The following is a 23,179-nucleotide window of genomic DNA, read 5'->3' on the forward strand; positions in this document are numbered from 1 at the left end:
GAGAGATTTGGTGTAACCCCATCGACTGTCCGTCCGCATCAGAGTAACCAAATGAGCGGGGTTCCGCTCGATAGGGGCGACAGTCGGATGGCCAAGTTTTCTTTGCCTTCCGTTCAGAGGGACTCCATCCGGCCATGATCTGCTCGAATCGGCCCGACGGCACTCCGGGAGAGGACAGACCGGTGGCGTCGCACGGCGCGTGGTGGAGCCGGCGTTCCTACCAGTTCGCGGGGGCGTAGTCCTTGAGGAAGACGCTGTGCAGGTCTTCGCCCGCCTCGCCGCGCACGATGGGGTCGTAGACCCGGGCCGCGCCGTCGATCAGATCCAGCGGAGCGTGGAAGCCCTCGTCGGCGAGGCGCATCTTGTCCGGGTGCGGGCGTTCGTCGGTGATCCAGCCGGTGTCCACCGCGGTCATCAGAATGCCGTCCGATTCGAACATCTCCTGGCCGCTGGTGCGGGTCAGCATGTTCAGCGCGGCCTTGGCCATGTTGGTGTGCGGGTGGCCGGCCCCCTTGTAGCCGCGGCTGAAGACGCCCTCCATCGCGGACACGTTGACCACGTAGGTGCGGTCGGCCGCCGCTGCCGCCATCGCCGGGCGCAGCCGGCTGATCAGGATGAACGGCGCGGTGGAGTTGCAGAGCTGGACCTCCAGCAGCTCGACCGCGTCGACCTCCTCGACGGTCTGGATCCAGCTGTTGGTGTCGTGCAGATCAGGCACGAGTCCGCCCGCGTCTATCGCGGTGCCCGCCTCGATACGGGCGGGCGAGGCGGATCCGGTGACCAGTGCGAGCTCGGCCACGTCCTGGGCGCTCAGCCCACCCGGCCTGGCGCTGGGCAGCGAGACCTGTGCCCCGCTCCCGAACGCGCCGATGACCTGCGACGAGGGCAGCTCGCCCGCGGGCAGGGGCGCGGCCTCGGCGGCGATCAGTTCGCTGTACGCCTGCGGCGAGCGGCGCACGGTCTGGGCGGCGTTGTTGATCAGGATGTCGAGCGGGCCCTCGGCGGCGACCGAGTCGGCGAGAGCGACGACCTGGGCGGGGTCACGCAGATCTATCCCGACGACCTTCAGGCGGTGCATCCACTCCCCACTGTCGGGCATCGCCTTGAAGCGGCGGACCGCGTCCTTCGGGAAGCGGGTGGTGATGGTGGTGTGTGCGCCGTCGCGCAGCAGCCGCAGCGCGATGTACATGCCGATCTTGGCCCGGCCGCCGGTGAGCAGGGCCCGGCGTCCGGTGAGGTCGGTACGGGCATCGCGGCGCGCGCGGTTCTCCGCGGCGCAGTCGCGGCAGAGCTGGTGGTAGAAGACGTCGACCTCGACGTACCGGGTCTTGCAGATGTAGCAGGACCGGGGGCGCTGGAGTATGCCCGCGATCTCGCCCTGGGCGCTCGACGAGGGCAGCACCCCCTGCGTCTCGTCGTCGATGCGCTCGGCCGAGCCGGTGGCGGTGGCTTCGGTGACGGCCTTGTCGTGAGCGGTCTTGGCGGCGCGGCGCTCCTGCCGGCGGCGCTGCTTCACGGTGCGGTAGACACCCGCCGTAGCACGGCGGACCGCGACGGCGTCCGGGTGGTCGACGTCGATCTTCTCCAGCTCGTCGAGCACGCTGAGGCAGAGAGCCAGCCGCTCCGGATCAATGCCCGGGCCGAATGCCTGGCTTTCCTCTGTCACCGTCATCGTTGTTCCTCTGTGTTCCGTAGCCCCAGGTCAGCAGTGGGCCATCGACCAACTGACCAAGATATACGCAGCCGGGCGGGAAGCCAAAAACGGCGACTGCGCACCCGGCCGACCTCGCCGGGCGGCGCACTGGTGGTCCTCGCCCGGCGAAGACGGGATCCGGCCTTACACGTTCGGCCCAACACCGCGTTTTATCCCGCTCGTTGGGAATTTTGCGGCGTAATGTCCGACTCGCGCCAATGAGTGTCATTGCGCTTCAAGAACCAGGAGAACCTCTTGTCCACAACCGCTGTCCTCCGTACCGTCCGCGGCCGGAACATCATCGCGGGCGCAGGCGCGCTGACCACCGCCGTCGCCCTCGGAGCCACGCTGATGGCCGCCGCTCCGGCCCAGGCCTCGCCGCACACCCCGTACGGCACGGTCACCGCCCGCTCGGGCCTGATCGAGCGCCAGTACCCCAGCACGGACTCGTCCGTGCGTGGGTCCCTGCACTACCGCGAGCAGGTGGGCCTGAAGTGCAAGGTCCGCGCCCAGAACATCGAGGGCAACAGCATCTGGTACCTGCTCCGTGACCGCCAGGTGTGGGTCTCGGCGCGCTACATGGACAACCACGGCTACGTGAAGTACTGCAAGGACGTCGACCGCAGCAGCCGTGAAATGCTCAACTCGGTGCCGCAGGGCGCCAAGGGCTGATCAGCCCATCGGCGGAGCGCGTTCGGGATGCCCGGCACCCGGCGCGCTCAGCGCCCCGGGGTGAAGTACCCGGTGGGGCTGGTACCGAGCGCGCGGCGGAACATCGCGGTGAACGCGCTCGGTGTCGCGTAGCCCAGCGCGCCGGACACCGAAGTGACCGGCACCCCCCTGGCGAGCAGTGTCACCGCGTGAATGAGCCTGGCCTGCTGAACCCAGCGGGCCAGGCTCATTCCGGTTGTGGCCGGGAATCTGCGCTGGAGAGTGCGTGGGCTCAGATGCGCGAAGGCCGCGGCCTCCTTCGTCCGCCAGGCTGCGCCGGGGTCCCGCACGACCGCCGCGCAGAGCGGCGCGAGGCCGGCGTCCGCGGGGGCAGGCAGGTGCAGCGCGGCGACCGGGTGCGGGGTCAGCTGGAGGAGGAGCAGTTCCATGACCTTTCCGTCGCGGCTCTGCGGGTCGTACTCCACGGGGAGCCGCGCGGCCTCCTCGATGAGTTCGCGCAGCAGCGGTGAGACGGAGACGACGGTCGGCTCCCGTGGCAGGTCCGGCTGCGGCTCGATGTACAGGGTGCGCATGGCGACCGCGCCGGCACAGCTCATCTCGTGGGTGAGGCCGGCCGGCACCCAGACCCCGCGGGTGGCCGGGACGACCCAGGCCCCGTGGCCGGTGACCACGGTGATGGCCCCGGTCGTGCCGTAGATCAGCTGGGCGCGCCGGTGGCGGTGCGGCGGGATGTGGTGGCCGTCGGGCAGGTCCCTGGCCATCGCCGCCAGCGGTCTGGGAACCGACTGGTAGTCGTCGCGCAGCTCGCTCTTTCCGTACATTGGCGCATTCTCGATAGACAATGGCGTAGCAGAGAAAGTATGCCAGCAGGTGCCCGCCCTAACGTCGGCCTATGTGATCGAATCCAACGTTTCCGCAGGCCAGCGCCGTGCGAAGGGTGGCGGGACCCGGCGGCTCACCCTGCTGCTCACCGCCACCAGCGCTGTCACGGCCGCCAATGTCTATCTCAGCCAGCCGCTCATGGGGGCGGCGGCCGCCTCACTCCGGGCCGGGCCCGACGCCCTCGCGGCCGTTCCGACGGCCACCCAGCTGGGCTATGCGGCGGGCATCCTGCTGCTCGTGCCGGCCGGGGACAGCCATGACCGGAGGCGGCTGATCCTCGGGCTCGGTACGGCGTCCGCCGTCGCGCTCGCGGGGTGCGCACTGGCCCCTTCGGTGGGGTGGCTCGTCGTCGCGGGGTTCGCCGTCGGTCTGCTGTCGCCCGTCCCGCAGCTGGTCACTCCGCTCGCGGTGGCCCTGGCGGGCGACGGGCGGGCCGGGCCGGGCGCCGGACGGATTGTCGGCACCGTGCAGGGCGGTCTGCTGATGGGCGTGCTCGCGTCCCGCGCCTACTCGGGCTCGCTGGCCGAACTGGCGGGCTGGCGCGCCGTGTTCGGATGCTCCTGCCTGCTGACCCTGCTGCTGGTGCTGGTGCTGCGCGGGGCACTGCCGTACGTCCCGCCCGCCACCGGCGCCGCCTCGTACCAGGACACCCTCTCGTCACTGCCGCGGCTGTTCCTGGCCCACCCGCTGGTACGCCGGATCACCGTGTCGGGAGCGCTGGTCGGGATCGCGTTCGGCGCGTTCTGGACCACGCTGACCTTTCTGCTGGAGCAGCACTACGGCGTCGGCCCGACCGGCATCGGGCTGTTCGGTCTGGTCGCGGCGGCCAGCGCTCTGCTCTCGCCGTACGCCGGGCGGCTGGCCGACCGGACCGGCCGACGCAGTGCGCTGGCGGCGCTGATCGGGCTGGTCGTCGCGGGGTGGCTGGTCCTGCTGCCGGGCGGCACCCGGTTCTGGTGGCTGGTGGCCGGGGTGATCGTGCTCGATGTGGGGGTCTGGGGCGGTCAGGCCGTCAGCCAGACCGTGCTGTTCACCCTGGACCCGCGCATCCACAGCCGTCTCAACACCCTCTACTTCACCTTCCGTTTCCTGGGGATCGCACTCGGCTCGCTGATGGGTTCGCTGGCATGGGCGGGTGGCGGTTGGCCCGCCGTGGTGGGCACCGGGACGGTCGCAGCCGTGGCCGGTCTGGTCGTGGGGGTCCTGCCCGCACGCGACGGGGACCGTCCGCCCCCGGGTACGGGAGCGGACGGTCCGGATCAGCCGGTCAGCGGACGGCGGGCGGGGCGGCGGAGGGGTCCGTACCCCAGTCGGACGGCTTGGCTCCGACGTCGAAGGACAGGGTGCGGCCCGAGCGGATCTCGTCGGTGGTGAGATACGTCTTCGCGTGGGCCGCGCCGTCCACGGCGGCCGACTGGATGTACCGGTCGGTGTCCGAGGCTCCCGGCGCCTTCACCGTGAAGCCGCCGTGCGGGTAGTAGCGGCGGTCCAGCTTCAGATCGACGCGCTGGAAGGCGGGCGTCGACAGACCCCAGGTGTCGGTGCCCGGCTGGACCGGGTAGACACCGATGGAGGACAGGACGTTCCAGGCGGACATGGTGCCCAGGTCGTCGTTGCCCGTCATACCGGTCGGGGTGTCCGTGAAGAGGGTCAGCGCGGCATGCACCACATCGGTCGTCTTCCACGGCTGGCCTGTGGAGAGATAGGTGTACGGGGCGATCAGGTCGGGCTCGTTCTGCGGGTTGTACTTGTCCGCGTTGTAGTAGTCGTACGGGCCGTTGACCCACACGTCGGTGGCCGTCTTCGCCGGGTCGGCGAGGAGCTGGTCGTAGGCGAAGAAGGAGTCGAGGCGCTTGTTGGCCGCGTCCTTGCCGCCGATCAGGTCCACCATGCCGGACAGGTCCTGCGGGACCATCCACTGGTACTGCCAGGCCGTGCCCTCGTGGAAGCCCTCGCCCTGCGCCGGGTCGGCAGGGCCGGTGAAGTTCCCGTTCTCGTCGCGGGCGCGGAAGAACCCGGTCGAGGGGTCGAAGATGTTGCGGTAGCTCTGGGCGCGGGCCGCGTAACGCTTGGCGTCCGCCTGGTGGCCGAGGTCGCCGGCCATCTGGCCGAGCATGGCGTCGGAGAGCGCGTACTCCAGGGTGGCCGACGCCCCGTGGTCGAAGTCCGAGTCACCGGGCTTCACATGGGGGCGGTTCTTGATGTACGGCGCGAAACCGTCCTTCAGGTACTGGACGTTGGCCTCACGGCCGACCGCCGGGGAGTCGGCTGGCGGGGTCCCGTCGGCGTTCTTCTTGAGTGCGCGGTAGGCCTGCTCCTCGTACCCCTTGAGCAGCCCCTGCCGGTAGGCGTTGGTGAGGAAGGGGGTGACCGGGTCGCCCGTCATGATGTTCGTCTCGACCGTGCCGTAGCCCCACTTGGGCAGCCAGCCGCTCTGCTCGTCGATCTTCAGTACGGAGATCGCCATGTTCCGCTCCTCGCGCGGCGCGAGGAGGGAGAGCAGCTGGGTCTGGGTGCGGTAGGTGTCCCACAGCGACCAGTTCTGGTAGTAGTCGAACCCCTTGGCGCGGTGGATCTTCTGGTCCCAGCCCGTGTAGCGGCCGTCGATGTCACTGCCGATGTTGGGGGCGAGGAACGACCGGTAGAGCGAGGAGTAGAAGGTACGGCGCTGGGTGTCGCTGCCGCCCTGTGCCTGGACGTCGTCGAGCCGGTCCTCCCAGCTCGCCTGCGCGGCGCGGCGCACCCGGTCGAAGCTCTTGCCTCCCTCGGCGTGCAGATTGCGGGCCGCACCGGTCGCGTCGACATAGCTGATGGCCGTGGTGGCCTCGACCGTACGGTCCTTGGACGTGTCGAAGCGCACCCAGGCGCCGTTGCCGCCGGTCCCGGTGGACTTCCGTGAGCCCTGCGAGACGGTGCCGTCCTTCCAGGTGCCCGAAGTGGTGAAGGGGCGGTCGAAGCGCGTGACGGTGTAGAGGGTGTACGGCTTGGTGTCCTGGCAGAAACCGCTGCCCGTGATGGCCGTGCGGATGGTGCGGGAGTCGAGCACTTCGACGGAGGTGGAGACCGTCTTGTGCAGCGACTGGCCCGCATTCAGCAGGACGTTGGCCTTGTCGGTCGCGGGGAAGGTGTAGCGCTGTACCCCGGTGCGCTTGGTGGCGGTGAGTTCGGCGGTGATGCCGGAGTCGAGGCCGACCTTGTAGTAGCCGGGGCTCGCCTTCTCGGTGTCGTGGCTGAACTTCGCCGCGTACTTGGCGTAGTCGGTCTCGGTGACGTCACCGGTGGTCGGCAGGGTCGGCAGATCGCCGCCGAGACCGCAGCCCACCCCCGAGATGTGCACGCTGGAGAAGCCGCGGATCTCGTTCTGGGCGTGGTCGTAGCCGGTGTTGTGCCCGGTGTCCGGCGAGAGCTGCACCATCCCGAAGGGCACCGCGGCGCCCGGGTAGGTGTTCCCCTCGTTCTCCGTACCGATGAACGGGTTGACGAGATCGGTCAGTCGGCCGCCGGGAGGGGCGCCCGCGGCCTCGGCCGTCGGCGCGGCGAGAGCCCCGCCGATGAGCGCGGCGGCGGCCACGGCCGTCCCTGCGCCGCGCAGCCGTTGTGTCCAGTACATGGGTGGAGACCTCCACGGGGAAGAGGGGCGGACTGGGGTGTACGGGGCTGTGGGGGGGGTGTCGGGGACGGCAAGGGCACCATTTAACGGGCGGAAGCGTCTGCGGTCAGTGCGCTGACGTGGCCGTGGCGGGAGAGTTCACCCACCCGTAGGCGAAGCCGTCGCCGCTCACCTCGTACGGGCGAGAGGACAAGCCGCTCCACCTCCTTGGACAACGTTGTCAGAACGCGATCATTGTTGGTTCCTGTCGGGCTCGCGTCAAGAGTTCCGACCGGAATGGTCCGGGTGCACCGGACCGCGCGCCGCGGTCCGGTGCACCCGGATCGGTCAGGAGGCCGGGCACCCTGCCGGAACCGCCTGCGACGCGTCGTGGATCAGCGCGTCCTGGGCGGCCTTGACCCGCTTCACATCGGGCTTGACGATTTTCCGGTCGTAGGTCATCAGCCCGTTCAACTCGCCCTCCACATCGGAGATCTGGGTGTAGACGGCGCCGTTGCTGCCCTGGCAGGCGAGCTTGCGCACCTCGCCGAGCTTGGCGAGGTAGTCGTCGGTGTACGTGGCCGGGTCGACCGCGACGTACGACTGCTGCACCGCCCAGGCGTGCCCGGGAACGGCCAGCCCGAGTCCGCCGTACTCACCACTGACCATCGCGCGTCTCCCGTCGGGCGCCGGCAGTGCCGGGCTCGGGTAGCCGTGCTCGTCGATGATGTCGCCGGTGCCTCCGTCGGCTCCCAGGTTGATGCCCGACATGCTGTTGACCAGGCGCGTCGGGTCCCAGGCCTTGGCCTGGTCGGCGATGCGCGCCATGTCGTACTGGCCCCAGCCCTCGTTGAAGGTCACCCACATGACGACCGACGGATGGCTGCTGTGCTGGTCGATCATCTGCTTCATCTCGTGCTCGTACTCGGTGCGCGCGGCCGGGGACGGGTTGGTGCCCGCCTCCATGGCAGGCATGTCCTGCCAGACCATCAGACCGAGCTTGTCCGCCCAGTAGAACCAGCGGTCGGGTTCGACCTTGATGTGCTTGCGGACCGCGTTGAAGCCCATCGCCTTGTGCATCTTGAGGTCGTACGCGAGGGCCTCGTCGGTCGGCGCCGTGTACAGGCCGTCCGGCCAGAAGCCCTGGTCAAGGGTGGCCATCATGAAGACCGGTTTGCCGTTGAGGACGGTGCGCGGGGTGCCGTTCACCTTCTCGACCGCGATGGAGCGCATCCCGAAGTAGCTGCCGACCCGGTCGGAGCCGACGGTGACCTTGAGCTGGTAGAGATGCGGATCGTCCGCCGACCAGAGGTGCGGCTTGGGCACCGGTACGTTCAGTGCCGCACCCGTACGGCCGGTGGCGGTGCCAACCTTGCGCTTCCCGTCGTACGCGGTGGCCGTGACGCGCACCCCGTCGCGGACGCCCCGCACGTCGACGGCGACCTTCTGCGCGGTGATGTCCGGGGTGAGCTTGAGGGAGTCCGCGTGGTCGGCCGCGACCGGCTCCATCCACACGGTCTGCCAGATGCCGGACGACGGGGTGTACCAGATGCCGCTCGGGTCCAGGCGCTGCTTGCCCATCGGCGGGTTCTCGCCGCCCTTGGCATCGGTCGGGTCATAAACCCCGACGATCACCTCCTGGGTGCGGCCGGGCCTCAGTGCGTCGGTGATGTCCGCGCTGAACTTGTCGTAGCCGCCCTTGTGTTCGGTGACCTTCGTGCCGTTGACATACACCTCGGCCTGCCAGTCGACCGCCCCGAAGTTGAGCTGGAGCCTCTTGCCCGATCCGACCTTCCAGCCCTTGGGGACCGTGAACGTACGCCGATACCACATCCGGTCCTCGTGCCGCTCCACCCCGGAGAGCTGCGACTCCACCGGGTACGGAACGAGGATCTTCTCCGCCAGCTTCTTGCCCACCGGCGGCTTCTCGCCCGCCTTGGCGGCGGAGAACTGCCAGCTGCCGTTGAGGTTCTGCCAGTCGTCACGGGTGAGCTGGGGCCTCGGGTACTCGGGGTGCGCGTTGGAGGGGCTGACGTCGTCGGCCCACTTGGTGCGCAGTTCGTACTCGGAGTTGTTGGCACCGCTCGACCAGAAGGCTCCGACCGCCTTGCCGTCCTGGCCCTTCAGCGCGCCCTGCCCGTCGTAGCGGACGTCCGCGAGACCGTTGGCGCCGCCGCCCTTCTTGCCGACGACCGGTTCCTTGAGTGCGACGGTGAGGCTGCGCGGGTCGGCCGGGTCCGCCTTGACGGCGCCCAGCGGCCAGGTCGCGCCGCCGATGACGGCATCGAGATGGCCCGCGAGTCCGGCGGGCGGGGGTGCGAGCTTCTGTGCGAAGTCCAGCTTGAGGGTGCGCCCGGACTTCTGGACGGTGGCGGCGATGGCGCCGTCGTAGTCGTAACCGTCCGGCAGCAGGAACGCGGACTGCGGGACCGGCACCTTGGTGCCGCCCGGTGGGGTCCACTTCAGATGGAGGTCGGAACCACCTATGTGCTCGAAGTACTCGATCTTGATGTCGTAGGCCTTGCCAGCGGTCAACTCGACCGCCTGGGAGGTCTGTTCCTTCTCCCAGTCGTCGACCCAGTGGTCGATGACAAGCTTTCCGTCGACCCAGAGCCGGAAGCCGTTGTCGCCGATCATCGAGAACGTGTGGGCGCCGGACTTCTCCGGGACGATCTTCCCGGTCCAGCGGACGCTGTCGTTGTCCGACTGGCCGGTGGCGGACTGGAGCCGTGACTCCAGGGTGGGGAAGTCGATGTCCGGGTCGAACCCGGTGGCCTTGAGCTGCCCGAAGTCGAAGGCGCCCGGGGCAGATTGGGTGTAGTACTCCCCCTTCAGCCCGTGGGCGGTGACGGCGGGACTCGATGGGGCGGGTGTGGCCGAAGCGGCCGGTAGCGCCGAGAGCCCCGCGAAGCCGGTGACGGCGGCGAGGAGCAGGGCCAGATTTCTTCGGATGCGCACGGATCCTCCTTTGGTGAGGAAGGGTGGCGGCTCGTTGCAACAGTCTGTACAACGTTGGAAGGAACGGCAGTTGGCATGACAGCACGCACTCCTGCCTGCTGTCCAGCGGCATGGCAACTCGGAGGGGAGACTCAGTGGGCGTAAGCCTCAAGGACGTCGCCGGGCTCGCGGGCGTCTCGATCAAGACCGTCTCGAACGTGGTGAACAACTACCAGCACGTCACTCCGGCGATGCGGGCCAAGGTGCAGGCAGCGATCGACGAGCTCGGCTACGTACCGAATCTCACGGCCCGCCACCTGCGCAAAGGCCGTACGGGAATTCTCGCGCTGGCCGTGCCCGAACTCGGCAACCCTTACTTCGCCGAGCTGGCGGGGGCCGTCATCGACGCGGCGGCCGAGCACGACTACACGGTGCTGCTCGACCACACCCGCGGCGAGCGCGAGCAGGAGATCCTGGTCAGCCAGGGGTTCCGGGGCCGGGTCATCGACGGGTTGATCCTCTCCCCCATCGAGCTGGAGGCCGAAGACCTGCGCAGCCGGATCCATGACGCCCCGCTGGTGCTGCTCGGTGAGCGCGAGTACGACCTCCCGTACGACCACATCGCGATCGACAACGTCGCGGCGTCGCGCAGGGCGGTGCGCCATCTGATCGGTCTTGGCCGCACCCGTATCGCGTACCTCGGCGCGCGCACCGACCGGATCAACTTCCCCGCCCAGCTGCGACTTCGCGGCTGGCGCGAAGAGCTGACCGCCGCCGGGCTGCCGGCGCCCGACACGCTGGTGGCGCCCACCAGCGGCTGGGACCGGGGGGACGGGGCGCAGGCCATGGCCTGGCTGCTGGACTCGGGCCAGCGCCCGGACGCGGTCTTTGCCTACAACGACCTGGTCGCGGTCGGTGCGATGCGGGTGCTCTCAGAGCGGGGACTGCGGGTGCCGTGGGACGTGGCGGTGGTGGGGTTCGACGACATCGCGGAGGGCCAGTTCGGTGCGGTCACCCTCACCACCGTCTCGCCGGACAAGCAGTCCATCGCCCGGCTCGCGGTGGAGTCGGTCATCGGCGGCCTCCAGGGCTCCGAAGGGGGCCAGGAAAAGAGCTCCGGCCAGCACCCGGAGCAGGCAGCCGACGCGCCTGCCGGACGCGAACTGGCGGCGGAATTCAGGCTGGTGGAGCGGGAGAGCACGCTGGGGCGCCGGTGACGCGGGACCGGGCACGGTATCGGCGCGGTATGAGCCTCGGTGACGGGCCCGATATCGCGTTGTCAGGTACGCGAAGGGTTTACAGGATCCTTCTAACGTTGTAAAAAGTGGCCCGGAACGCTGAGTCGACTCGCACGAGCCCGCCTCCCGTGCCTCGTTGCCACGGGCCTGCGCCACATCTGGGGACGCCATGAAACCGACCATGCTTCTTCGACGTACCACCAGCAAAGCCCTTCTCGCCACCAGTCTCGCCGCGAGCCTCGCGCTCGCCTCCGGCTGCGCCAAGTCCGAGGACGACGGCTCGAAGGACACCTCTTCCTCGGCCGGCAAGAGCGATTCGGGCCAGGTCGTCGCCACCCCGTCCGCGGGAGACGCCAAGAGCTGCACCATCGGTCAGTTCGGCGGCAAGAAGCTCGACATCAAGAGCGCGACCATCGGTTTCTCCCAGTCCGAGAAGGAAGCCAACCCCTTCCGGATCGCCGAGACCGCCTCCATGAAGGCCGAGGCCAAGAAGCGCGGCCTGAAGCTGCTCACCGCCAACGCGCAGTCGCAGTTCTCCAAGCAGATCAGCGACGTTCAGGACTTGATGGCCAAGGGCGCGGACCTGCTGGTCATCGCCCCGCTGAACTCGGACGGCTGGGGCCCGGTGCTCCGTACGGCGCGGGCGAAGCACATCCCGATCGTCACCATCGACCGCAAGATCAACGCCACCCCGTGCAAGGACTACGTCAGCTTCATCGGCTCCGACTTCGTCCAGCAGGGCAAGCGGGCGGCCGACCAGATGATCGCGTCGACCGGCGGCAAGGGCAAACTCGCCATCCTGCTGGGCTCCGCGGGCAACAACGTCACGACCGAGCGCACCAAGGGCTTCAAGGACGAGCTGAAGGCGAAGGCCCCCGGGCTCAAGGTGGTCTTCGAGCAGACCGGTGAGTTCGTCCGTGAGAAGGGCCAGCAGGTCACCGAGCAGCTCATCCAGTCGAATCCGGACATCGCCGGGATCTACGCGGAGAACGACGAGATGGGCCTCGGCGCCGTCAACGCCCTCAAGGGCGCGGGCAAGAAGGCCGGTGCGGTGAAGATCGTGACCGTGGACGGCACGCGCAACGGCGTCCAGCAGATCGTGGACGGCTGGATGAGCGGTGATGTGGAGTCCAACCCGCGCTTCGGGCCGCTCGCCTTCGAGACGCTCGACAACTTCACCAAGGGCCAGAAAGTCGCGCAGGACATCATCATCCAGGACAGCGAGTACAGCAAGGACAACGCCAAGTCCGACATCGGCAAGGCGTTCTGAGCATGGGCGCGCCGGAACCGCCGGTGCTGTCCGTCACCGGTCTGACCAAGACATTCCCGGGCGCCCGCGCGCTCGCCCGGGTGGACTTCGGGGTGCGGCCCGGCGAGGTCCATGCGCTGATCGGTGAGAACGGCGCTGGGAAATCCACCCTCATCAAGGTGCTGACCGGCGTCTACCAGCCCGACGAGGGCGAATTGACCTACCGTCAGGAGGCGGTTTCGTTCGCCACCCCGCTCGCCGCGCAGCACGCCGGGATCTCCACGATCTACCAGGAGGTGAATCTGGTCCCGCTGCTGAGCGTGGCCCGCAACCTCTTCCTCGGACGCGAGCCCCGCAACCGTATCGGCCTGATCGATTTCCGCCGGATGCACCGCGAGGCGGACGACGCGCTGCGCTCACTGGGTGTCAGGACCGACGTCCGCAGACCGTTGCGTTCTCTCGGCGTCGGTACGCAGCAGATGGTGGCGCTCGCCCGGGCGGTCTCGGTCGATGCCCGGGTGGTCATCATGGACGAGCCGACGTCCTCGCTCGAACCGGCGGAGGTCCGGACCCTGTTCGGGGTGATCCGGATGCTGCGCGAGCGCGGGATCGCGGTGATCTACGTCAGCCACCGCCTTGAGGAGCTGTACGAGGTCTGCGACACCGTGACCGTGCTGCGGGACGGCGAAGTCGTACACACCGGGCCGATCGCCGAGCTGGGCCGGCTGCGGCTGGTCTCCATGATGCTCGGGCGCGAGATGGGCGAGGTGCGCAGCGAGGGCCTCACCCAGTTCACCGGCGGGCACGCCGACGATGTTGAACCCATACTGCGGGCAGAGGGATTGACAGCCCGTCATGTCCTGGACGATGTGTCGATCGCCATCCGGCCCGGCGAGGTGGTCGGTCTCGGCGGGCTGCTCGGCTCGGGCCGCAGCGAGACCGCCAAGGCCATCGCCGGAGCGCTGCCGCCCGATTCGGGGCGGGTGCTCGTCGCGGGCGGCGCTGTCCGTACCGGATCCACCCCAGCGGCCATCCGGGCCGGCATCAGTCTGCTGCCTGAGGACCGCAAGGCCGAGGGCATCGTGCCGGGGCTCTCGGTCCGGGAGAACATCGCGCTCGCCGCCCTGCCGGGGCTCTCGCGCTTCGGCCTGGTCGACGAGAAACGTATCGACAGCATCGTGGAGACCTTCATGACGCGCCTGCGGATCAAGGCCGCGGGCCCGCACCAGAAAGTGGGCGAACTCTCCGGCGGCAACCAGCAGAAGGTGCTGCTCGCCCGCTGGCTCGCCATGCAGCCCAAGGTGCTGCTCCTTGACGAGCCGACCCGGGGCATCGACGTCGGTGCCAAGGCCGAGGTGCAGAAACTCATCGACGAACTCGCCGAGGACGGGCTGGGCGTGCTGCTGATCTCCTCCGACATCGAGGAGCTGATCGAAGGCTCCGACCGGGTGGTCGTCCTGCGGGACGGCGCCGTCGTCGCGGAGTTGTCCGGTGCTGACGTCACCGGGGAGCAGTTGCTGCGATCCATCGCGGCGAAGGGCGGGGACCATGACTGACCTGGCGCTCGGGCGCACTTTCGCCGACCGCGACCGGCTGCTGCGGCTCCTCCAGGAGTACGGGGTGTATGCCGGGGTGGCCGTACTGCTCGTGGCCAACATCGCCTTCACCCCGCACTTCCTGTCCGCGGAGAACTTCCGTACCCAGGCCGTACAGGTCGCACCGGTCCTCATCGTGGCGCTCGGGATGGCGCTGGCGATCGGCAGTGAGGGCGTCGACCTATCGGTGGGCTCGGTGATGGCTCTCTCGACCTCGCTGGTCTCGCTCTATCTCGGCTACGGGGTGTGGATCGCACTCATCACGGCGGTCATCGGCGGAATCGTGGTGGGGGTGGCCAACGGCTCGCTGATCGCGTTCATCGGTGTCCAGCCCATCGTCGCGACCCTGGCGCTGATGGTGGCCGGGCGCGGGGTCGCCCTGGTCCTGCTCCCCCAGCTGAAGGACATCCACGACCCCGGTATGGCGTCGCTGGGCTCGGGGGACGTCCTCGGCATCCCCTATCTGGTGCTGATCGCGGTGGCTCTCGCCCTGGTCGTCGCGTTCACGGTGCGGCGTACGACGTTCGGCAGGCAGTTGCTCGCCATCGGGGACAGCCGGCCGGCCGCGCAGCTGGCGGGGCTTCCCGTCCGGCGGGTGCTGATCCTGGTCTATGTCTGCTCCGGGGTGCTGGCGGCGGTCGCGGGTGTCCTCGCGTCGGCGCGCCTGCAGGCCAGTGATCCGACCTCGCTCGGCAATCTGATGGAACTCTCCGCTATCACCGCGGTGGTCGTCGGCGGTACGCCGCTGAGCGGCGGCCGCATCAGGATCGGCGGCACCGTGGCGGGGGCCGTCCTCATCCAGCTGCTGACCGCCACACTCATCAAGCACGATCTGCCTCCGTCCTGGACGCAGATCGCCCAGGCCGTGGTGATCGTGCTCGCGGTGTACGCGGCACGGGAACGGGGGAAGCGGTGACCGCCGTGCAGACCATCGGGACCGGTCAGCCGACCGAAGGGGCCGGGCCGCCCGGGCCGTCCCGCGGGGAGCGCATCAGCGCCCTCGCCCAGCAGCACGGCGCCCTGGTGACACTGATCGTCGCCGTGATCGCGGCCTCGCTGAGCTTCGACACCTTCCTCACCACCGACAACCTCGGCAACATGGCCGTCTCCTCGGCCTTCCTCGCCGTTGTGGCCCTGGGTATGACCTTCGTGATCATCACGGGCGGAATCGATCTGTCGGTGGGCTCGCTCTTCGCGCTGGGTGGCGTGCTCGGCGCGTGGGGTTCGCGGTACGGGACCCTGGTGGCCCTGCTCCTCCCGCTGGCGGTCTGCGGGCTGATCGGCCTGGTCAACGGCCTGTTGATCGCGAGGGCCAGGCTGGCGCCGTTCATTGTGACGCTCGCGTCCCTGCTGGCCGCACGCGGCATTCTGCTGGCGATCACCCATGAGGGCGCGACGACCTACCTGGTCGACGACACGTCGTTCTTCGCCCGTCTCGGCCAGGACAAGCTGCTCGGCGTCGGGGTGCCGGTCTGGATCACCGTGGTGCTCTTCGTGCTGGGAGCGGTGGTGCTGCGCCGCACGCGCTTCGGCCAGTACGTGTACGCGGTCGGCGGCAACGAGGACGCGGCCGCGCTGATGGGCGCCCCCGTCGCCCGTACGAAGACCACCGTGTACGCGCTCTCCGGGGTCTGCTCAGGGCTGGCGGGCGCGCTCAACGCGGCCTGGCTGGTCTCCGGTGTCACCATCCTCGGCTCGGGCATGGAGCTGGAGGCGATCTCGGCCGTCGTCATCGGCGGCACCCTGCTGAACGGCGGATTCGGCTTCATCAGCGGATCGCTCGTCGGTGTGCTGCTGCTGAAGGTCATCCAGAACGTCATCAACCAGATCGGCTCGCTGGACTCGGCCTACCAGCAGGTGGTCAGCGGCGCCTTCCTGGCGGCCGTGGTCATCGCCCAGACCTGGCTGGGCAGGCGCCGCAGGATGCTGTGACACCCGGCCCGGCCGCCCCCGGCGGCGGGTGAGGTCGCACGGGGCGGATCTCGGCCTCCCGCACGACCGCCGCGAGGACTACCTCCCGGGCGGGCGCGTACTGCTCTGGTAGTACGGAGGATTCGGTGCCTGGGTACGACGACATTCCGGCCGAAAGGAGAGATCGTTGAAACATGAGTGCCCTCGCGCTGTCCGTTCTGCTGTCGCTGGTCTCCGCGGTCGCGTATGCGGCCGGAGCCATCGTGCAGGAACGCGTCGCCGCGGCCACCCCCGGCAGCCCGTACGCACCCCTGCGTCATGGCGGCTGGTGGGCCGCCATGACGCTGAACGGCCTCGGAGCGGGACTGCACGTGGTCGCACTCGCCTACGGGCCGCTGAGTCTGGTACAGCCGCTCGGCGCGCTGACCATCGTCTTCGCGCTCCCGATGGCCGCCGTGTTCGTACGGCGCAAGGCGGGCGCTGCGGCCTGGCGCGGCGCGATCATGGCCGCTGTGGGTCTTGCGGGGCTGCTCGCGCTGACCGGCGGTGCGGACAGCGGCACGCTCCCGGGCGGTGAGCGGATCGTACTGGCGCTCGCGACCTTCGGCGGGATCGCGGTGCTCTTCCTGGCAGCCCTGCGTGTGCGCAAGCCCGTCGTGCGGAGCATCGTGCTGGCGACGGGCGCGGGTGTGGCCTTCGGCGCCGCGTCCGTCTTCACCAAGACCGTCGCGGTGGACCTGACCTCGCACGCGCCGACTGCCGAGTGGGCGAGCCTGCTGGCGATCGCCGGGTTCGCGGCGACCGGGGTACTGCTCTCGCAGGCGTCGTACCGGGGAGCCGGGCTCGCGGCCCCGCTGGCGACCGTCACTGTCGTCAACCCGGTCCTGGCCGCAGCGATCGGGGTCACGCTCTTCGGCGAGCAGTTCCGTTTCGGGGTGACCGGTACGGTGCTGGCGCTCGCCTGCGGTGTCGTGGCGGCGGGCGGGCTGATCCTGCTGACGACGGAGCGGCTCTCCGCGAGCCGGCCTGGGTCCGGCGACGGGCGCGGGTCACAGGACCGGCGGACCTCCGCCCACGTCCCGCCACCCGGCGGGCCGCCGGGACCGGCGCCGCGGCTGGTGGCCGCGCGCTCCCGGGCCAAGAAGGACGATCAGACGGCGACACCGCCCGCCCTGAGGTAGGCCAGCGGGTCGATGTCGCTGCCGTACGCCGGACCGGTCCGCGCCTCGAAGTGCAGATGCGGACCGGTGGCGTTCCCGGTCGACCCCGAGCGGGCGATGCGCTGTCCCTGCTGGACGTTCTGGCCCATCCGGACCGTCAGTGCGGACAGATGGGCGTACTGGGTGTACCTGCCGTTCGCGTGCCGGATGACCACCTGGTAGCCGTAGGCCCCGCCCCAGCCCGCGGCCACGACCCGGCCCGCGGCGACCGCCTTGACCGAGGTGCCGGTCGGGACCGGGAAGTCGATGCCGGTGTGGTGGCCGCTGGACCAGGAACCGCCGGACGCGCGGTAGGGCGTGGTGTGGTGGCCGGGTACGGGCGCGACCAGGGCGGTCGATGTCGCGGCCGGCGCCGTGGCGTGGTGTTTCGCGGGACTGGTCTTTGCGGGCCTGGTCTTTGCGGGCCTGGTCTTTGCGGGGCCGGTCTTCGCGGGGCCCGCGGTGTGCTCCGCCGCGTCTTTCTTCTGCTTCTGCTGCTCGCCGATACGCAGCCGCTGGCCGGGACGGATCAGGTCGGGGTCGGCGCCGACCACCGTGCGGTTCTGCTCGTACAACTGGTGCCAGCCTCCGCTGACGTCCTCGGCCTCGGCGATCCCGGAGAGCGAGTCGCCGCCGACCACTGTGTAGGCGTCGTGGTGCGCGGCGGGGGTCGTGGACACCGCCGGTCTCGCGGTCGGCACCGACGTGTGTTCCGGCTTCGCGGTCCGGGGCTTCGGTGCCGCTTCGCGCGACCCGCTGTTCCGCGTCCCTGTCCCCGTCCGCGTCCCTGTCCCCGTCCGTACGATGGTCTCCGGCGCGGCGTCGTCCCTGCTGAGCCCGGCCCGTACCGAGCAGATCGGCCAGGCGGTGGGCCCCTGCGCCCTGAGTACCTTCTCCGCGACCGCGATCTGTTGCCGCTCGGTCGCCAGATCCGCACGCGCGGCGTACACGCCACCGCCGTACGCCTGCCAGGTGGACCGGCTGAACTGCAGCCCGCCGTAGTAACCGTTGCCCGTGTTGATCTGCCAGTCACCGGTGGATTCGCAGCGCGCCACCTTGTCCCAGACGTCACCCGAGGCCGCGCCGGCCGATCCGGCGGTGAGCAGCGGGAGCGCGAGTCCGGCACCGCCGGCGGTGACCGCGAGCGAGGCACGGTTGATGCGGCCCGGCTCGTAACGGCGATGACGACCGGATGCGGCCATGCTGGGCTCCCCCACTCGCGCGTCGGGCACGCCCGTCGGTCACACCCGTCGGATATGCCTGCCGGATACGTCGCAGGGCGCAAAAGTAAGGCCGCTGTGGAGGAAATGACAAGAGTGCGTGTTCACGTAACCCGGCGGACGATCCCGGAGAGCGCATGCCGCGGGGCCCGGACCGTGACCCCGCATCGACAGGCGCGGGAGTGACAGACTCCGAGGTGGGGATCGGCGGCCGAGCGGTGCGTGAGCGCCGTGGCTCCGCCGCCCTCCCCGACGGTTTCCCGGTCACGCCCCTCGCCACATTCGGACCCGCAACGGAGCACCCATGACGGCAGGCAGCCCCAAGCATCAGATCGACACCAGCAAGCCGCACCCCGCGCGCGTCTACGACTATCTGCTGGGCGGCAAGGACCACTATCTCGTCGACCGTGAACTGGGCGAGAAACTGGCCGGCTTCATCCGGGTCGGAGCGGAAGAGAACCGGGCGTTCATGCACCGCGCCACCGCCTGGGCCGCGCATCAAGGCATCGACCAGTACCTGGACATCGGCACCGGGATCCCGACCGAGCCGAACCTCCACCAGATCGTCCAGGAGGTCATTCCTGCGGCCCGGGTCGTCTACGCGGACAACGACCCCATCGTGCTGCGCCACGCCGAGGCCCTGCTGGTCAGCACCCCGGAGGGCGCCACGCACTACATCCAGGCCGACGTCCGCGAACCGGATGTGATCCTCGAACACGCGCGCAGGTTCCTGGACTTCAGCCGGCCGGTAGCCCTGTCGCTCATCGCCATCATGCACTTCATCCTCGACGAGGAGGAGCCGTACGCGATCGTGCGGGAGCTGGTCGGCCACCTGCCGTCCGGCAGCTGCCTCATCCTCGCGCAGGCCAGTCTCGACTCGTTCCCGGAGGCCGAGGAGCATGTGGCCAGCACCTACTCCAGCCACATCCCCTTCCAGCCCAGGTCGCGCGCCGAGATCGTGCGGTTCTTCGACGGGCTCGATCCGGTGGAGCCGGGCGTGGTGACGGCACCCGAGTGGTTCAAGGGCGCCCCCGCACCCGAGTTCACGCCGTGCCCCGGCTATGTCGGCGTGGGGCTCGTCCCGTAGGCAGGTGGACCCGCGGGCAGGTGACACGCGAGCAGGCGGACGCCTCACCCTCAGGCCCGAAAAGGCCCGAAAGGCCCGAAAGGCAGGGCGCCCGGGCCTCGCAGGAGGCGGCGCATGACCACACTGCTCGGACAGCGCTACCGCACGGTGCTGCGGCTGCTGCCCGCGTACTACCGGGCCGAGCGGGAGGAGGAGATGGTCGAGACCTATCTGGACGACATGGATGAGACCGGCCAGGACCTCGCGCGCCCCGCCTGGGGAGAGGTGGCGAGCATCGCCGCCCTCTCGGTCCGCACCAGGCTCGGCAGCGCGGGCGCCCCGCCCCGCTACGCGGCCCTCGGATCAGCGGTGCGCCTCTTCGCCCTGCTCAGCGTGGCGCTCCTGGCGGCCGACGCCCTCACCGGACGGGCGCTTCCGGCGGCCTGGCTCAGCGGCGCCGGCCCCAAGGACCGGGCCGACTTCATGAAGACCTTCACCGGTCATGGGGTGCTCATGGGGGTGGCCCAGACCCTGCTGTGGGTGCTGCCGCTCGCCTGGCCGGTGGCGTACGCCGCGCTGCTGCGGGACCGCCGGCGGGCGGCGTTCACGCTCGCCCTGCTCGGGGCGGCGCCCTCACTCTGGTATCTCGTCGGCCGGCCGCTGGACCGGGGGCCCGGCGTGGCGCCGTCCGCGCTGACGGTCGTGACAGCCGCGACGGCCTGGCTGACGGTCGCGGCCGTGCGGTGCGGGTACCACTCGGACGCCCCGCCCGCCCGGCTGCCCTTCGCTCCGGCGGGCCCCACGCTGCTGGGCGCCTGTGTGCTCATGGGCGGTTCGATGGTGGTGTAGCCCCAGGGTGCGGACTCGGTCTGGGGCAGCGGCACCGTGGTCGTTACGGCGGGCATCGCCTGGTGGGTCGTACGGATCCGGCCGTCACGGCGCGGTTCGGGGACCGCCGAACCAGCCCTGCCACTCGCGCTGGCCGAGCCGCCGTTCTGGCCCAACGCTGCGCCCTGATGGGCCTGTTGACGGAGGCGCAGGCCCCGCGCTCCACCATCGACGGCGGCGAGATCCAGGCAGCGGCCCTGGCCGCACTGGTGGTGCCGCTGGCGGTCAGCGGTACCCGCGGTCTGCTCGCGCGGACGACGGCCACCGCCGCCCGTCCCGTCTCGCGAGCCTGACAGCGGGGCGGGGAACCGGGGGCCGGGTCGAGTAGCAGGCCGATCGGGCATCAAGGGCGGTTGAACGGGGATACGCCCCGGTGGAGTTGGGCAGCCGTCTCCCCGGAATGGCCCCGGTGCCCAGTACGCCGCCCGGCCCACAGATCCCGACAGGATCGCGTCGCCGGACGTACGGTCCGGGTATACGCCCAGGCGTCGCATCCCCCACGAGTCCGAGGAGTACGGCCAATGAGTGGAACAGCCCAGATCGGCGTCACGGGTCTCGCGGTGATGGGCCGCAACCTCGCCCGTAACTTCGCACGAAACGGATTCACCGTCGCGCTGCACAACCGCACGGCGGCCAGGACGCACGAGCTGGTGGAAGAGTTCGGCGAGGAGGGTGCCTTCGTGCCCGCGAACAGCCCGGAGGAGTTCGTCGCAGCCCTGGAACGCCCGCGCCGGCTGGTGGTCATGGTGAAGGCGGGCGACCCGACCGATGCGGTGATCCAGGAGTTCGCAGCGCTGCTGGAAGAGGGCGACGTCATCATCGACGGCGGCAACGCGCACTTCGCGGACACCAGGCGGCGCGAGAAGGAGCTGCGCAAGCGGGGGATCCACTTCGTCGGTACCGGCATCTCCGGCGGCGAGGAGGGAGCGCTCAACGGCCCGAGCATCATGCCGGGCGGCAGCAAGGAGTCCTACGCCTCACTCGGGCCGATGCTGGAGAAGATCTCCGCGAAGGCCAAGGACGGGGCGCCGTGTGTCACGCATATCGGCCCTGACGGCGCCGGACATTTCGTGAAGATGACGCACAACGGCGTCGAGTACGCCGACATGCAGCTCATCGGCGAGGCATACCAACTCCTCCGGGACGTGGCCGGTTACTCCGCCGCGCAGATCGCGGACATCTTCCGCACCTGGAACACCGGGCGCCTGGACTCCTACCTCATCGAGATCACCGCGGAGGTGCTCTCGCACGTCGACGCGGCGACCGGCAAGCCCTTCGTGGACGTGGTGCTCGACCAGGCGGAACAGAAGGGCACCGGCCGCTGGACCGTGCAGATCGCCCTCGACCTGGGCGTCCCCGTGTCCGCCATCGCGGAGGCCGTCTTCGCCCGCTCCGTCTCCGGACACGCCGCCTTCCGCGAGGCCTCACACCACCTCGTCGGACCGACCGCCCGCAAGCTCGGCGAAGCCGAGGCGACGGCTTTCGCCGCGCAGGTCGAGCAGGCCCTGTACGCCTCGAAGATCGTCTCGTACACCCAGGGATTCCACGAGATCGCGGCCGGCAGCGAGGAGTACGACTGGAACATCGACCTCGGCAAGGTCGCCGCGATCTGGCGCGGCGGCTGCATCATCCGGGCCGCGTTCCTCGACAGGATCACCAGCGCCTACGAAGCCCAGCCTCAGCTGCCGAGCCTCCTCTCCGACAAGAGCTTCGCCGACGAGATCGCCGCCGCGCAGGACGACTGGCGCGCCGTGATCGCCACCGCCGTCACCCAGGGCGTCCCCACCCCGGCCTTCGCCGCCACTCTCGCCTATTACGACTCGCTGCGCGCCGAACGCCTCCCCGCCGCCCTGACCCAGGGCCAGCGCGACTACTTCGGCGCACACACCTACCGCCGCGTCGACCGCGACGGCGTCTTCCACACGCTCTGGAGCGGCGACAAGTCCGAGGTCCAGAGCTGACCGGCGCTCACCGCGGCTGACGACGAGCCGACGTGCTCCGCACACCGCGCGTCCGAGCGGGCTCCGCGGAGCCCGCCGGTCGCACATCGGTGCGCCGTGGCTCAGACCTATGCCACGAGTGCTACTGGTCAGCGGTCCGACACGGGGCCGGGCTGCGGCTCCGGCGAGGGGTCCGGGCCAGGACCAGGCCCAGGCCCAGGCGACGGTGTCGGCTCGGGGCCGGGCGGCTGCGGTACGGGGTCGGGCAGCGGGTCGGGCAGCGGCGGCGGCTCGGGGGCCGGGCCGGGGCCGGGCGGCGGAGTCGGCGAGGGCGGCACAGGATCCGGACCGCCCGGATTCGGCGGCGCAGGGCGGGGATAAGGATGCGTCACGGTGGACCTCCCACAGTACGGTGCGTGTCCTCACCAATGTCTCCCGCTCCGCCTGCCCACGCGCGCCGGGTCAAACCAGCCCGGCCGCCGCACGCAGCCCGGAGAGCGGGCTCGACAGCACCGGCACGGCAGTGCTCGTACGGCCGACCGCGTCCGCCATGGAGACCTGGGCCAGCACGATCACATCGACGTCCTGCACGGCGTCGGCCGTGCGGGCCACCAGGTCCAGGTGTCCGTCGCGGTCCCCGGCCTCGAAGCGCTCCCAGGCGCCTTCCGCCAACAGGGGGAAGACGTCGGCGTCCGGGTCCGCCTCGTGGAGCAGCGCGGTGGTCGGCGCCAGTGTGCTCTCCACTGTGGCGACGACCGCGATCCGCGGCCCGACGGCCACCGCGGCGGCGGCCATGGGCCGGTCCACGCGCAGGACGGGCACCCCGGTCGCGGCGGAGGCCGCCTCGGCGATCCCGCCGATGGTCGAGCAGGTGCAGAGAACGGCGCCGGCGCCCGAGGCCACGGCTCCGGCCAGCACCCGCCGCACTTCGCCGCCGACCGATTCGGGGCCCCCCTCGCGTGCACCGGCCAGCAGGTTCTCGTGCACCAGGTGGCGCATCGGCAGACCCGGGAGGTCCCGGTCCCGCAGCGCTTCGAAGACCGGGACATGGACGGGCGAGGTGTGCAGGAGCGTGAGCATGCCGGAGATGGTAACGATGC

The 23,179-nt window shown here is 70.1% G+C and carries 18 protein-coding genes; 12 read left to right on the forward strand and 6 right to left on the reverse strand.

Annotation, left to right across the window (positions count from 1 at the left end; all coding sequences use genetic code 11):
* Positions 1-217: 217 nt before the first annotated feature.
* Positions 218-1,672 (reverse strand): SDR family NAD(P)-dependent oxidoreductase, encoded by a 1,455-nt coding sequence (locus tag OG452_RS02565; protein ID WP_327293950.1) that lies wholly within the window; start codon positions 1,670-1,672, stop codon positions 218-220.
* A 276-nt stretch (positions 1,673-1,948) separates the two neighbouring features.
* Between OG452_RS02565 and OG452_RS02570 the strand changes: the two genes are divergently transcribed.
* Positions 1,949-2,365 carry an SH3 domain-containing protein gene (locus OG452_RS02570; RefSeq protein ID WP_327293951.1) on the forward strand — a complete coding sequence of 139 codons (417 nt, stop codon included), beginning with the start codon at positions 1,949-1,951 and terminating at the stop codon, positions 2,363-2,365.
* 47 nt (positions 2,366-2,412) lie between these two features.
* On the opposite strand, the gene OG452_RS02575 is transcribed toward OG452_RS02570, so the two are convergent.
* Complete coding sequence (locus OG452_RS02575; RefSeq protein ID WP_327293952.1) at positions 2,413-3,186, reverse strand: AraC family transcriptional regulator; 774 nt, start codon at positions 3,184-3,186, stop codon at positions 2,413-2,415.
* 73 nt (positions 3,187-3,259) lie between these two features.
* Between OG452_RS02575 and OG452_RS02580 the strand changes: the two genes are divergently transcribed.
* Positions 3,260-4,621, forward strand: a complete 1,362-nt coding sequence (locus OG452_RS02580; RefSeq protein WP_327293953.1) for an MFS transporter — start codon at positions 3,260-3,262, stop codon at positions 4,619-4,621.
* Here OG452_RS02580 and OG452_RS02585 read toward each other — a convergent pair.
* Positions 4,515-6,857 carry a GH92 family glycosyl hydrolase gene (locus OG452_RS02585; protein ID WP_327293954.1) on the reverse strand — a complete coding sequence of 781 codons (2,343 nt, stop codon included), beginning with the start codon at positions 6,855-6,857 and terminating at the stop codon, positions 4,515-4,517. The two genes, OG452_RS02580 and OG452_RS02585, sit on opposite strands and share 107 nt — an antisense overlap.
* 327 nt (positions 6,858-7,184) lie before the next feature.
* On the reverse strand, positions 7,185-9,794 hold the full coding sequence (locus tag OG452_RS02590) for a PA14 domain-containing protein (protein ID WP_327293955.1): 2,610 nt from the start codon (positions 9,792-9,794) through the stop codon (positions 7,185-7,187).
* Between the two features lie 134 nt (positions 9,795-9,928).
* Here OG452_RS02590 and OG452_RS02595 point away from each other — a divergent pair, with 134 nt between their 5' ends.
* From OG452_RS02595 to OG452_RS02620, 6 genes are all read left to right on the forward strand, one after another.
* Complete coding sequence (locus OG452_RS02595; protein WP_327293956.1) at positions 9,929-10,990, forward strand: LacI family DNA-binding transcriptional regulator; 1,062 nt, start codon at positions 9,929-9,931, stop codon at positions 10,988-10,990.
* A 202-nt stretch (positions 10,991-11,192) separates the two neighbouring features.
* Positions 11,193-12,281, forward strand: a complete 1,089-nt coding sequence (locus tag OG452_RS02600; RefSeq protein ID WP_405564670.1) for an ABC transporter substrate-binding protein — start codon at positions 11,193-11,195, stop codon at positions 12,279-12,281.
* A gap of 2 nt (positions 12,282-12,283) precedes the next feature.
* A complete protein-coding gene (locus tag OG452_RS02605) occupies positions 12,284-13,816 on the forward strand; it encodes a sugar ABC transporter ATP-binding protein (RefSeq protein ID WP_327293958.1) in 1,533 nt (510 codons plus the stop codon).
* Positions 13,809-14,771, forward strand: a complete 963-nt coding sequence (locus tag OG452_RS02610) for an ABC transporter permease (RefSeq protein WP_327293959.1) — start codon at positions 13,809-13,811, stop codon at positions 14,769-14,771. Before OG452_RS02605 ends, OG452_RS02610 begins: the two co-directional genes overlap by 8 nt.
* Positions 14,768-15,787 carry an ABC transporter permease gene (locus tag OG452_RS02615; RefSeq protein ID WP_405564665.1) on the forward strand — a complete coding sequence of 340 codons (1,020 nt, stop codon included), beginning with the start codon at positions 14,768-14,770 and terminating at the stop codon, positions 15,785-15,787. The genes OG452_RS02610 and OG452_RS02615 overlap by 4 nt, the downstream gene beginning before the upstream one ends.
* Before the next feature lie 173 nt (positions 15,788-15,960).
* Positions 15,961-16,947 carry a DMT family transporter gene (locus OG452_RS02620; protein ID WP_327293960.1) on the forward strand — a complete coding sequence of 329 codons (987 nt, stop codon included), beginning with the start codon at positions 15,961-15,963 and terminating at the stop codon, positions 16,945-16,947.
* On the opposite strand, the gene OG452_RS02625 is transcribed toward OG452_RS02620, so the two are convergent.
* The gene (locus OG452_RS02625; protein ID WP_327293961.1) at positions 16,917-18,167 is read right to left on the reverse strand and encodes a transglycosylase family protein; all 1,251 of its coding nucleotides are present in this window, start codon (positions 18,165-18,167) and stop codon (positions 16,917-16,919) included. The genes OG452_RS02620 and OG452_RS02625 overlap by 31 nt on opposite strands.
* Before the next feature lie 322 nt (positions 18,168-18,489).
* On the opposite strand from OG452_RS02625, the gene OG452_RS02630 reads away from it, so the two are divergent.
* The 4 genes from OG452_RS02630 to gndA all read left to right on the forward strand — a co-directional run bounded on the left by OG452_RS02630 (position 18,490) and on the right by gndA (position 22,100).
* Positions 18,490-19,272 carry an SAM-dependent methyltransferase gene (locus OG452_RS02630; RefSeq protein ID WP_327293962.1) on the forward strand — a complete coding sequence of 261 codons (783 nt, stop codon included), beginning with the start codon at positions 18,490-18,492 and terminating at the stop codon, positions 19,270-19,272.
* A 114-nt stretch (positions 19,273-19,386) separates the two neighbouring features.
* Complete coding sequence (locus OG452_RS02635) at positions 19,387-20,100, forward strand: hypothetical protein (RefSeq protein ID WP_327293963.1); 714 nt, start codon at positions 19,387-19,389, stop codon at positions 20,098-20,100.
* Positions 20,101-20,267: 167 nt separating this feature from the next.
* Positions 20,268-20,432 (forward strand): hypothetical protein, encoded by a 165-nt coding sequence (locus OG452_RS02640; protein WP_327293964.1) that lies wholly within the window; start codon positions 20,268-20,270, stop codon positions 20,430-20,432.
* Positions 20,433-20,660: 228 nt separating this feature from the next.
* Complete coding sequence (gndA, locus tag OG452_RS02645; protein ID WP_327293965.1) at positions 20,661-22,100, forward strand: NADP-dependent phosphogluconate dehydrogenase; 1,440 nt, start codon at positions 20,661-20,663, stop codon at positions 22,098-22,100.
* A 441-nt stretch (positions 22,101-22,541) separates the two neighbouring features.
* On the opposite strand, the gene OG452_RS02650 is transcribed toward gndA, so the two are convergent.
* On the reverse strand, positions 22,542-23,159 hold the full coding sequence (locus OG452_RS02650) for an aspartate/glutamate racemase family protein (RefSeq protein ID WP_327293966.1): 618 nt from the start codon (positions 23,157-23,159) through the stop codon (positions 22,542-22,544).
* Positions 23,160-23,179: the final 20 nt, after the last annotated feature.

Origin of the sequence: Streptomyces sp. NBC_01197 (assembly GCF_036010505.1) — a bacterium.
Classification (GTDB): Bacteria; Actinomycetota; Actinomycetes; order Streptomycetales; family Streptomycetaceae; genus Streptomyces.